The 11,756-nt window shown below is 66.8% G+C and carries 12 protein-coding genes; 2 read left to right on the top strand and 10 right to left on the bottom strand.

Annotated elements, in window-relative coordinates; genetic code table 11:
* From ABZ848_RS49180 to ABZ848_RS49140, 9 genes are all read right to left on the bottom strand, one after another.
* A partial coding sequence (locus tag ABZ848_RS49180; RefSeq protein ID WP_360843586.1) for a cupin domain-containing protein occupies positions 1–539 on the bottom strand: 539 nt, incomplete at its 3' end.
* Between the two features lie 319 nt (positions 540–858).
* Entirely contained in the window at positions 859–1,824 is a 966-nt protein-coding gene (locus ABZ848_RS49175) for an amidohydrolase family protein (RefSeq protein ID WP_360843583.1), read from the bottom strand.
* A 250-nt stretch (positions 1,825–2,074) separates the two neighbouring features.
* Positions 2,075–3,121, bottom strand: a complete 1,047-nt coding sequence (locus tag ABZ848_RS49170; RefSeq protein ID WP_360843580.1) for a hypothetical protein — start codon at positions 3,119–3,121, stop codon at positions 2,075–2,077.
* Between the two features lies 1 nt (position 3,122).
* On the bottom strand, positions 3,123–4,043 hold the full coding sequence (locus tag ABZ848_RS49165) for an alpha/beta hydrolase (protein WP_360843578.1): 921 nt from the start codon (positions 4,041–4,043) through the stop codon (positions 3,123–3,125).
* Positions 4,044–4,076: 33 nt separating this feature from the next.
* Entirely contained in the window at positions 4,077–5,540 is a 1,464-nt protein-coding gene (locus tag ABZ848_RS49160; RefSeq protein ID WP_360843575.1) for an amidohydrolase family protein, read from the bottom strand.
* A 55-nt stretch (positions 5,541–5,595) separates the two neighbouring features.
* Positions 5,596–6,879 (bottom strand): DUF3500 domain-containing protein, encoded by a 1,284-nt coding sequence (locus tag ABZ848_RS49155; RefSeq protein ID WP_360843573.1) that lies wholly within the window; start codon positions 6,877–6,879, stop codon positions 5,596–5,598.
* 72 nt (positions 6,880–6,951) lie between these two features.
* Positions 6,952–7,419, bottom strand: a complete 468-nt coding sequence (locus ABZ848_RS49150; protein WP_360843570.1) for a nuclear transport factor 2 family protein — start codon at positions 7,417–7,419, stop codon at positions 6,952–6,954.
* Positions 7,397–8,221 carry an aldolase/citrate lyase family protein gene (locus ABZ848_RS49145; RefSeq protein WP_360843566.1) on the bottom strand — a complete coding sequence of 275 codons (825 nt, stop codon included), beginning with the start codon at positions 8,219–8,221 and terminating at the stop codon, positions 7,397–7,399. The genes ABZ848_RS49150 and ABZ848_RS49145 overlap by 23 nt, the downstream gene beginning before the upstream one ends.
* Positions 8,218–9,075 (bottom strand): hypothetical protein, encoded by an 858-nt coding sequence (locus tag ABZ848_RS49140; protein ID WP_360843563.1) that lies wholly within the window; start codon positions 9,073–9,075, stop codon positions 8,218–8,220. Before ABZ848_RS49140 ends, ABZ848_RS49145 begins: the two co-directional genes overlap by 4 nt.
* A gap of 161 nt (positions 9,076–9,236) precedes the next feature.
* On the opposite strand from ABZ848_RS49140, the gene ABZ848_RS49135 reads away from it, so the two are divergent.
* The gene (locus ABZ848_RS49135) at positions 9,237–10,163 is read left to right on the top strand and encodes a LysR family transcriptional regulator (protein WP_360843560.1); all 927 of its coding nucleotides are present in this window, start codon (positions 9,237–9,239) and stop codon (positions 10,161–10,163) included.
* Here ABZ848_RS49135 and ABZ848_RS49130 read toward each other — a convergent pair.
* Positions 10,081–10,353, bottom strand: a complete 273-nt coding sequence (locus ABZ848_RS49130; protein ID WP_360843589.1) for a helix-turn-helix domain-containing protein — start codon at positions 10,351–10,353, stop codon at positions 10,081–10,083. The genes ABZ848_RS49135 and ABZ848_RS49130 overlap by 83 nt on opposite strands.
* A gap of 824 nt (positions 10,354–11,177) precedes the next feature.
* Between ABZ848_RS49130 and ABZ848_RS49125 the strand changes: the two genes are divergently transcribed.
* On the top strand, positions 11,178–11,756 hold a 579-nt coding region (locus ABZ848_RS49125; protein WP_360843557.1), incomplete at its 3' end, for a carboxylesterase family protein.

Here is an 11,756-nt window from a genome sequence, read left to right as displayed (position 1 = left end):
GGTCGCCCATCGCGCGGAACCAGGCGGGCGCGGCCTGTACGTCGGCGGCGAGCTGTTCTCGCAACGCCTGCACCAGGATCACGTCGAGCAGGCTGCCCAGCAGGGCCTGCTGTCCCGGCGCATCGCGGCGGGAGTCCGGCGAGCAACGCCGCGCACAGGTCGCCCTGGAAGGTGTACGCGTCGCAGAAGAAGGTGGTCGGGTTGTCGGATCCCATGTGTCGGGTGCCGCCGGGTGGGTTGGAGACGGGAAGGTCAAGGAGGGGAACCACGTCGGCGCCCGGGGCGTGTGCCATGAACTGTTCGGACGGTCCGCGGACCAGGACGATGTCGCCGGACAGCACGTGCCGGGAGCTGCTGGGCTCGGTGGTCCACAGGAACGCTTCGCCGCCGAGGGCGCCGTGGATCGCGAGCTCCGCGCCGGTCGGACGCCGCACTCCCCACTCGCCGCGCGCTGTCGCGTGTGAGAAAGCGACACCGCGCGCACGCGAACGCTCCAACGATGTGGTCGCGGCGGCCGTGCCGCTCGTCGTGACCAACATTCCGACACCTACTGGTCTGGCGGCCGGAGAACATGCGCACGATCGTCCAATGGCCGGACGACGACCGCAGTCGTGGCCCGCGCTGATCCGGGTTGGCAACAACGGCCACTCAAACTGAGCGAGAGAACGCAAGCCCGATGAATCGTCGCACTGTCGCGCCGCTTGTGGGGCGCGATCGAGAGGTAGAGGCGCTCGCTAAAGTCGTCATTGGACAGACCCCGCTCGACGCCGGAAGCTAGAGCAGAGGAGAATTAAGGTAGTAGCACGCGCGAATATGCCAGGTCGCACAGGGTGCTAAGATAGCCACCACGGGTAATGCCTATTTCTTCCGGAATCGTGGGAAGAGGGTCAAGGCGTTGCCGCGCTCGATGCCCTCTATTTCATCGGTCGTGAGGCCCTTGAAGCCCATAAGGTTTTCAGTGTTGTGGACAGCGGTTCGCTCCGGAGCGGCGGGCCAGTCAGTGCCGAACAGGATATTGCTGGGCTGAGTCACCTGCAGCGTCGGCAATAGCGAGTGAGGGCCGCCGGCGAGTGCGGTCTCGTAGTAGAGGCCGCGAAGGACTTCAGTTACGTGCGCGGGATTGATACTGGCGTCCTGGGGGCCACGACCCATCTCGGTGTGTTCTGCGATGCGCCATCCGAGTTGCGGCAGTGCGCCACCACAGTGGGCCAGGATGAGCGATAGCCCGGGATAGCGCTGGAACACGCCCGTGTAAAGGGCGTTGGTGACGCTGCGGGCTGTGTCGAATGGAAATTCGACGACAGAACTCGGGCGCCCCCGACCTAGTTCTATGAGCGTCGGGCCGTCGGTCGGATGAAGAAATACGGGGACACGGCGTCTGGCGAGCTCGGCCAGGATCGGCTCGACGCTGGGCTCTCCCAGGTAGCGGCCCTGGATATTCGAGGTGAGGAGGACGCCGTCAAGTCCAAGGTCGTCGAGGGCGTAGGCAATCTCGTTGAGTGCCTCATCGGGCCCATCGCCGGGGATGGCGGCGAACGCCCCAAAGCGTTGGGGGTAGTCGGCGATGAGCACGGCGAACTCTTCGTTGACCGCTCGACAGAAATTGACTCCACGCTCGGGCTCGTCCTCGGTGCCAGAGGTCAACCACGGAGTGGATAGAAACTGGACCGCGATTTCGTGCCGGTCCATAAAATCTAGTGCGGCGGCCGGAGTCCATTCTGCGGAAATCCGGTAGTTTCCGGCCAACCGAAATCCGGAGTCAAAGAGTCGACGGACGGAGCCGCCGAAGTAGTGGCTGTGGACATCGATTCGATTGCGACTCATGGAGTGCTCACATTAGATGGTGATCGAGTCGATCGGGGATTTGGCGGGTGGCTTCGGGGTTCGTCCAGAACGTCAAGACCTGTCCCTGTGACCCGGTCGCCCGCATACCGCCTTGCTCAGTGCTCGTGCATATTCGCCTCGCCTACCGCTTCATGCTTCAGGTGTTCGGCTCACTGACGCTCCTGGGCAAGACGAATACGGAACGGCTCTCGAGGCGGACAACCGCCCCGGCAGCCGTTTCGCCGCCAGGTCAGTGGTAGGCGCGGCGCTTGTCGACGATCATGGCGGGATCGACGAGCGTACCCTTGTTGATGATCGTTTCGCCGTCCACCGTGAGGGTGCAGTTGCACATCGGCATGTCTATGTGGCCTTTGGTGCTGCGCTGCGGGCCCGGGCCGGTGGAGAACAAGAAGTTGCCGGGGTAACTCCGGACGCCGGCATTCAGCTTCGCCATGCTGTGCTCGTAGCGCACCGCATCATCCCAGCGAGCCTTCGGGTTCATACCCCAGCCCAGGTGGGAAACCGCGAACGGGTCCTTGTCGTCCTTCGACAGCTGGCAGCTCGTAAGCCAGTAGCTGAACACCTGGGCGTCGAGCCCGCCGCCGCTGATCTTCGTGATGAACCCGTCATCCACCTGGAGTTCGATCGGGCTGTTCACGAGTCGCGCGTACGGCAGGATCCATATGTCGCCCGGCTGGATCACCACGCGGCCGTGAGCGGAGCCTTCTACCGGGAACATGGCGGCCATGCCCTGGCCCCAGCAGTCCATCTGGCCCGGCTCGTCGGCGAACCCGTAGTGCGCGAGGATCTCCGCCTTCGGATCCCGGGTCCACGTGAAGTCGGTGCCCGCGTCGCTGGACAAATGGAAAACTGTGCCGCCCGCGATCCGGTCACGTGCGGCGAGGACGGCAGCTTTGAGCTCCGGGGTTCCCTGCAGTCGGGCCAGTTCGTCCGGTGTGTCCAGGACATTGAGGATGCGTCCGCCGCCCTCCCGGATCGCGCGCTCCCACGGGGCGAAGAACCCCACGAATGTGGTGAGCAGCAGGTCTGTGTTCCGAAGCGCCGCGAGTACCGGCTTCGCCTTGAGCGGGTCCTCGCCGGTGACCTCCACGTTCGGGCCGTGTGCGAGGCGCAGTTCGAAGGCGGAGCTGCCAAGTTCGGCCGCCGCGGCGAGCGTCGCCGCCGCGATACGCGGGTCGGTGCCCACATCTGTCAGAAGCCCGACGGTCTCGTTCGCTCCGAGCCGGCACAGTTCCAGCTGTCGGCGGAATACCGACGTCAGCTCAGTCGTCAGCATGTCACTTGGGTACATCTCCTGCTTCTTCCTCTCGGCCTGACAGTGAGTTGCGGATGAACTCCTCAATCGCGGAGGCGAATCGCTTGTCCGACCCGCCGAGATGCCATGCGATGCTGTAGTGGTTGTGGCCCAAGATCCGGGCGATATGCGGCATTCCATTGCCCGCGGTGAGGCGAGCCTCGAGCAGGCGCAGAAAATGCTCTTCGAGGAATGGTGGGTCGTACTCGGCGATGGCGAGGAGCAGCGGTACACCGCTCTCGGCGAGGGAGGCCTTTGGGGACCGCTTGAGGTGCTCGCCCGGGTCGTCCCCGAAATACGCCGCATTGGGTACGCCAACGCTGAGGTCGTATATGCCGGACACCAGCACCGCGGCGGCGGCGGTCGGGGGACGATTCGCATGGCCGGCCAGGTAGCTCGCGACGTGGGTGGCGCCGGACGAGTGTCCCATCAGCACAATCCGGCCGGGTGCGACCCCCTCGCGTTTGAGCTGTTCCACAGCCGCGGCCACGTCCAGCGCGCCGGCCGGCCACTGGTCATGCGGAGCGATCCGGTAGTTGAGCGTCACCCCGGTCATGCCCGACCGCGCCGCCCAGTGGCCGATGTTGTCGTAGTACCACTTGCCGGCCGCGTGCTTGTCCCCGCCGACAAACCCCCCACCATGGACGAACAACAGCACCGGACCGGTCGTATCAGTGCCGGTGAACACGTCCATCCGGTGCCGCTCGTGCGGCCCGTAGACCCGGTCCCGGTCCACCCGTGCGGCCTCGCTGTGCACGTGATGCTGATGGAGCTTGAGTAGCCGTTCGGTAGCCGCGACCACGTCCGGCCCCAACGCGCGCCCGAGCGACGCGATTCCGGCAACACCCGCAAGGTCACCGGCGGGTCGGGATACCGGAGCCGTCAGGCCGGTTTCTGAGGCCATGTCCCCTCCCTCTCACTCGTTGGATTCTGGAAGTCACGTCGCGTTCTGGGCTGAAGAGGGCACCCGCCCGCGGTCTTGGACGTTGGCGGCTCGCACCGGCCCGAACTTGTCCCACACTCCGGTCGCGTCGAGATGCCAGCCACCGCGCCGACCGACCTTCTCGCTGAGCCGCTCGAAAGCGGCGTCGATGAGTGCGGTCCCTCGCCGGTCGAGATCGGCAGGCAGTCGGCCGTGGCTCAGCTTCGTCTGACCGGCGACCATGACATGGTCGATGTCCCGCGTCGTCGCCTGGGTGACGATGGAGTCGACCGGGTCGATGATCGGCCGCATGTGCAGGCGGTCATGGCGTATCAACACGAGGTCCGCGGCCTTGCCTTCCTCGATCGAGCCGCACACTCCCTCGAGACCGAGGGCCCTGGCGCCGGCGAGGGTGGCGCCGTGCAGCACCTGCCGGGTGGTAAGCGGAACACCCGCGGGAACGCCGATCAGTCCTTCTGCGTCGAGGATCGGCTGGTTCGCGTGTCCGCGTGAACTCTGCATGAGCACCCGCATAGTGGTGAAGAAGTCGCCGCTGTTGTTGGACACGATGTCGTTGCCCATCCCCGCCGTCATGCCGAGTTCGATCGCGCGACGGAAGACGGGGAATCCCACGGCCATCTGCAACTCGACGTCCGGCGTGCTGGACACCGAGCACCCGGCATCGCGCAACAGCGCAAGGTCCTCGTCGCTGCATTCGTTCGCGTGGGCGTGGATGTCGCCGGCGCGAAGCAGACCCGCCGCGTGCCACATCTTGACGTCAAGAACCTTTTGCGGCGACGCCATGCACTGAGTGTGCGCGGTCAGTGGGATGCCGAGTTCTGTCGCCGTCTCGACCTCGCGGCGGCTCTGGGAGAACGGCACCAGCCCGAGCTCGTTGAGCGCGACACCCATGCGCACCAGCCCGCTGTCGGAGGAGAAAGAGGCCGAACGGACGCGGGCACAGTCCTCAAAACGCTGCTCGACGCTGGTGAAGTAGGGGTTCTCCGTGGGGGAGTGGTAGAACCCGTAGCACCACAGTGAACGGACGCCCGCGTCGGTGAGGCCGCGTACCGCCTCGTCGGCATGGTCGGGCGAATTCATGATGTGGCAGAAGTCGATCGTGGTCGTCACCCCCGCGCCGAGCGCGTCGAGCGCGCCCGCGAACTGCCCCGCGTACACGTCATCGGCCTCGTGCAGCCCCGCATGGTGAACGCGGATGCGCCAGATGTACTCGGTCAGGTTCCAGTTCGCCGTCAGTGACCGCATCGTCGTCTGCCACAGGTGACGGTGGGTGTCGACGAATCCCGGGATCACCCAGGTTCCCGTGGCGTCCAGCCGCTCGGCGTCGCTGCCGCCGAGATCCGAGCCGACGGCCACGATCACGCCGTCCTCGATCAGTACGTCGGAGCGCCGGACCTCACCGCGCAGTGGATCTCCAACGAGAACGTCTCCGCCAGTGACAAGCCTGCGGTGAGGCATCTGCTTCTCCTTTGAAACGAATGCTGACCAAAGCGTGAACCCATACTCAGTTCGATCAATGAGCCACCGGCATCTCGCCGGCTGTCGGCGTCGTCGTGTGGTGCGCCGCGTAGTGCTGGGCGAGGAGGTCCTTGCCGTAGTCGTTACCGTTGGGCTCCCGGACGATGGTGTGCACGTGGAAGCGTTCCGGCTCGGTATTGGCGAGGAACACGCCCGGATGGTTGTCGTATTCGACCAGCAGCACGGGGGAGTGGATTCGGTAGTAGAAGGCGGAGACGTCGTCGTGCCCGCCGCGCCAGACGAAGCGCGTCTCGTCGATGTGACGCTTGACCTGCTCGAGCTTTTGCTCGGCGTGCAGGGATGGCAGACGGCGGACGTAGACCAGGACGAGGTCGAGCATGAGATCTCGCTGGCCGGCCGTCAGTTCGCCGCCGGTGATCCCTTCGGGGGGAAGCACGAGGTTGTCGCTGCCCGCACCGCCGAGATGACGGCCGTTCCAGGGCCCGGCCAGCTCGGATGGCAGGTCGCGAGACAAGATCGATCTGCTGAGCAGGAATCGGTCCTCCTGCGCGCGGGTGAGTGCCCGACGGAAGGTCAGCCCGGCCGCTGTCTCGTCGTCGAAGGCGCGGACTCCGGCATAGCGCCCGCTCAGGCCGAATGTCGGTTCGGCGCCGAGAAAGACCGGCGCGAGGACCATCTGGCTTCCGACGAAGACGCAGTGCAGGTCGACGTGGTGGCCCATGAGCTGCCATCCCCAGGGCTCGCCAGACGTGGGATCCCCGAAGATCGTGAACCAGTACGTGAACTCGGTCAGCGTGTCGAGGTAGTCATCGATGAGTTCGCCAAGCATCCCGTTCAGCTTCATGGCCGAACGGACGAGACCGGCACCCTCCGCGCTGAGGCTCGACTCGACAACGGCGAGTGCCAGTTCCCGCTGGGCCGTCGTCAGGCGTTCCAGGCGCATGCCCTTGGGAGACCAGGTCGGCACGGCGTTCGTCCAGAGCCGCCAGTCCGGGGAGCTCATCGGCAGTTGCGCGACGTTCAGTTGATAGGGAGCGAGCGAGTGGAGATAGGTACGCGCGGCATCGGCGACGACGGTCGGCCGGGCTCCGGTGTCGGCAAGGGTGTACAGACCGCGCCGCGGGGTCCCGTCTTCCGTGACGCCGACGAATGGCTCGGTGTACTTGCGGATACCCGCTGTCAGCTCGTAGGCGGGTACCGGAGGCAGTAGGTCGGCGTGCAGGATGCCATCGACGATCGGGAGGACGCCCTTCGCCTGCGGCATCGGCAGCGGGCTCGCGGATTGAGAGCCGTAGTCGGCATCGACTGTTGCGGTCATGGGCGTCATTCCTGATAGACGGTCGCTGGTGCATGTCTCGCTTATGAATGAAGGCGGGGAGGGGCCCAGCGTTTATCGGACGGGGACGGCCAGGTCGAGTTCGGGTGCGGTGAACAGCAGGCTCAGGTGGCGAGACCGGATCAGCCAGGTTCCGTCGTGCCACTCGAACTCGTCGGTGACGTCTCCGACCATCGCCGGCGTGACCGTGCTCCGCGGCGGCTCGCCGTCCTGGGCGAACAACAGCAAGCTGGAGACCGCGGTCGCGCGTGGCGGCTCGCCGTATCCCGCGGAGACGACGTGCAGGTTGCAGGCCAGGTGCCGGGACACGCGGGGCCCCCGGGCCGCGCGTGTCGCGTAGAGGGCATCGATCTCCGCGCGCCCGCGGAAGGTCCGCTCGCCGAGCCTCAGCTCGGCGTCAGGTGTGAAGAATGCCGATACCCCGCTGCCGTCCCGGTGATCGATCTCGAACCACACGGCGGTGACGACCGCGGCGAGCTCGGCTCCGAGGGTGGTCTGATCAAGGGCTGGCAGATGCGGCATCGCTGACACCTTCCTCTTCTGTCGTGACCTCGTCGTGAGCGCGAGCCGACGGACAGTCAGTCAGCCGGCCAACCGCCTGCACCGCCTCGGCGGCGCCGGCGGTCAGCAGCGCGGTGTCCGTGGCGACGACGACGAAGCGGTATCCGCGGGTGATGCGCTCCGCCGCTGCCTGGCCGCCCGGGGCCGTGATCCCCAGGTCGTGACCGGATCGGGCGCAGTCGGACTCCGCCGCCGCCAGCATGGACCGCAGTCGTTCGTCGTCTTGTGTGAGGCCGCTGGCCGCCGCCAGGTCGGCAGGACCGATGAGCACCGCGTCGATACCGTCGGTGGAGGCGATGGCGACGGCGTTCTCGAGCGCGGCTGGGCTCTCCAGCATGGCGACGATGACCGCTTCGCGCCCTCGCTGCAGGTAGGCGGGCAGACCGTCGGTGCCCCATCCGCCCGCGCGGCCGGAGTTGCTGACGCCACGCGTGCCCAGCGGAGGGAACCGGCACGGTCGGACGGCGCTGCGTGCCTGGCCCGCGTCGTCGACGTGCGGAAGCACCACCCCGGCGGCACCGGCGTCGAGCGGCGGCTGAACGTCCCTGGCCGCGTGTCCGGCTACCCGCACGAGCGCTGGGAGGCCGTAGCCCCGGGCGACTGCGATCATCGAGGAGACGGTCTCGGCGCCGATGGACGCGTGCTCGTTGTCGATTACCACGAAGTCGAGGCCCGCGAGCGCGAGGAGTTCGATGACCTCGGTGGCCGGCAGCTTGACGAACGTGCCGAGGCCAGGGCGCGTCGACGACCAGGGCCGGTTCACCGGACGAATTCCCCGCGAGGTTCCTGGTCCGGCGTCCCGGTGTATTCCCGGGCGTTGAGCACCCATCCCCGCTCGAGGAAGTCGATGCGGGGCGGGGCGAAGACGTCGACCAGGTGATGGGTGCCCTCGCCGACAGCCCGAGTCGTGTGGATGATTCCTGGCGGGATGACGGCGACCGACGGGCTTGAGCAGCGGATGGACACGTCGTCCCGCCACTCGCTCAGTCGGGGCGTCCACGGGGTTCGGAAGTGATGGATGTAGTCGCCGGCCAGCGTCACCGAAGCCTGCTCGAAGTCCTCATGGACGTGCGGCGAGAGCTGCTCCGGGTCACGTGGCCCCTCCTGTGGGGGAAACCAGTTCACCATGAGCGCCTCGGTCCGGAAGATCCGTCCGAAGCGTCCGGAGTCGGAGGGAATGCTGGACATCGGGTAAACCCGTACTGACCCGGCGGGGCCGGTCGGCGGTGCCTGCGGCAGCGGGGCGACTCCTCGATCCGGCACGGTGTATGCCGCTCGGTTGACCGCGGACGCCAGGACGGCGTCATTGCGCGCGGAGAAAACGCGCAGCACAGGGCAGGCCTGGTCGGAGCTCAGGTGGCTTGTGCCCGGCGGAACGACGACCAGGCCGGGCTCGTTGAGCACCGTCTCGCCAGTGCCGACCGTGATCCGCAGAGTTGCTCCGGCCTGGGCCAGCAGGACGAGGTACTCGTCGGCGACCGTCTCGGTCACGGTCTCGCCCGCGGTGAACTCGGTGTACATCACGCAGAAGTTCTGGCCGCGTACACAGGTGGAACGCAGGCTACCTGCGGCGAGATCACCGTTCACCAGGTCAAATACCTGAGGAGAACGTGGCATTCGATCGTCACCTTTCGCGGCCGTCCGTTGATTCCCGCCACGGCGGTGCTGTGCGGTCGGGTGTGTCCCTCAGCATGAGAGGCTCGCTTACAAGGATCAACGGCCGACTTCCTGTACTAAACTTCGGTGAAACCGAACGATCGGGGCTGGATGATGCCTTGATGAACCTGCGGCAGCTTGAGTGCTTCCTCATGGTGGCGGACGAACTGCACTTCGGGCGGGCCGCTGAGCGCCTTCACCTGAGCCCCGCCAGCGTCAGCGAGGCGATCGCCGGACTGGAGAAGGCCGTCGGCAGCCGATTGTTCGACCGGACCAGCCGACGGGTCAGCCTCACGGCGCATGGACGCGCCTTCCTGGCGGACGTCAGTCAGCCCTACGCGCAGTTGGAACGAGCGCACACGGCGGCCCTCGCCCGGGCCCGGCAGCGTCCTCATGTGCGCGTCGCCCACACCCCTGAGCTGGGACAGGTTCTCCTGCCAGGGCTCTACGCCGCAGGCTCCCGTGAACGTGACAGCGCCCTCGCGCGGTGGCTGCCGCAACTCATGCACACGCCCGAGCAGATGCGCGCCGTGGAAGAGCGGAAGGTGGACCTGGGGCTGTGCTGGAGCGTGACGGCCGCGCCCCCGCTCGCCAGTATCGCGTTGCGCGAGTTCCCCGTCGTTGCCGTGCTGAGCGCGGATGACCCGCTCGCGCAGCAGCCCGCCGTGCGACTCGAGCTGCTGAAGTCACGCACCGTACTCATGACTCCCTGCCGGGACAACCCCTTCATCGCCGGCCAGATGCAGACGGCGTTCGCGCGGGCAGGCCTGTTGACAGCCGAGGTGCGCGAAGTGGCGCGCTTCGACGAGCTCCCGCTGCAGGTCGCGGCGGCCAGGCTGGTCGGGTTGCACCCCGCGACAATCGCCGTGGCGAACCGTATGCCCGGAGTGGTCTTCCGCCCGATTGAGCCAGCACTGCCCGTGATCGCCTGTGTGATCCTGCGGGACGACAACACTGACCCGACGCTCAGCCAGCTCCTGGACGCGCTGCACGAAAGCGCGGCTTCGATCGATCTGTCGGCTGTATACAGCTGGAACTCCCAACCCTGACCGGTGGCGCGCTTGTCGGAGCGCAGCCGGTCCAGGGCATCACGGATTGATCTCGGCCTGTTCGGTGCCGGAAGGATGCGTACACCTCGCCGAAACGGCGGTAGAGGGCGCCGACGCCAGCGGCTTTGGCGATCTTCTCCATGGACGCATCGGTCCCGCCCCGGATGAACAGGTCGCGGGCGGCTTCGATGATCTGTCCACGGTTGCGCCTGGCGGCTGGGCGCAGTGGTGGCGACTACCTTGAAGCACGCCGCTGGGGTGCTTACTTACCAGCCCACCCTGATCACCAGCCCGGCCGACCAGAACCTCGCCGCGCCGTCGCCCGGTCCAAGGCCCAAGCTCACCGGGTCCGGGCTCAGCGGCCGGATCGGGATCTCCAGAGGGGCGATCTCGCCCGAGGGGCGTTGCTCGCGGGTGTGGGCGGGAACAGGTAGCAGCGGCGTGGATGCCCCGGTGTCGAGCGCGTGGTGCGAAGCGCGGAGCTGAACACCGTTCCCATGCCGACGAAAAGCCGTCGTGCGGGTGCAAGCCGGCGGTGCGGACCTTGGAGTCGTCCTCGCGGAAGGCGACGTCGCAGACGTGGCGCAGATTTTCGCTCTTCAAGCGGCCGCAGATTCAGCCAGTGAACTCTCGCAGGCCGGCCATGACTCCGGGCGGCAGCCCTGGTGACCAGGTGCTCCAGAGGCACGTTGCCAGCATCTCAGACAGCTGGCATTGACCGAATTTCAAACTTGGTCAAGAAGTATTACTGAATGGTACTATCGAGGCGTCACCTCTCCGTAGGCCCCCTGTAGGGCGCTCTACGCCGCCCATTGCTGGACCCGCGGAAAGCGCGGACCTGTTTACGACAGCCGACGGCATCCACCTCACCGCCCGCTCTCTGTCGCGAGGCCTGGGCAACCTCGTTGTCGCGCGCGGCGGCGCCTTGCCGCGCTCTGTGGCGGCAAGTGCTGTGATCCCGGTCCGACGCTTCGCGAACGGGACGCAAATTCGAAAGAAAGGTACGTTCCACCTATGGCAGGCATTGCAGGTGTTGGTCAGTCGGCTGGGGGCGGTTCACGGTGGGGCGGGACCCCGCGTGTCGAGGTCGCGGAGGGGGTGTTGGAGGGTGTCACCAGTGACGGCGTCAGCTGTTTCCTCGGTGTCCCGTACGCCGCGCCGCCGGTCGGCGATCTGCGGTTCCGGGCCCCTCGGCCCGCCCCCTCCTGGACTGGCGTCAGGAGCGCGGCCGCATACGGTCCGGCCTCGTATCAGATGACGTCAGACAACCTGAAGAACGTCGTTGCCCTGATCGCGAAGCGAGACCCCGGCGTCGAGGGGACCACCCCGGTGCCGCCCGCATTCGCTGAGGACACCATCATGTCGGGCTCGAGCGAGGACTGCCTGTACCTGGACATTTACGTGCCGCCGGGCGCGGCCGACGCGGGACCACTGCCCGTCTACGTCTACTACCACGGCGGCGCGAACGCCGGGAACAGCGCAGCCGGTACGCATGACTTCCAGCGTGGGGAGAATCTCGCGCGGGCGGAGAACATCATCGTGGTGCAGCCCCAGTACCGCGTCGGGGCGCTGGGGTGGGTTCATTTCGGCCTG

Origin of the sequence: Streptomyces sp. NPDC047081, from assembly GCF_040643775.1 — a bacterium.
Lineage (GTDB): Bacteria > Actinomycetota > Actinomycetes > Streptomycetales > Streptomycetaceae > Streptomyces.
The sequence above is the reverse complement of the archived record's forward strand: the minus strand, read 5'-3'. Positions and strand labels throughout refer to the sequence as shown.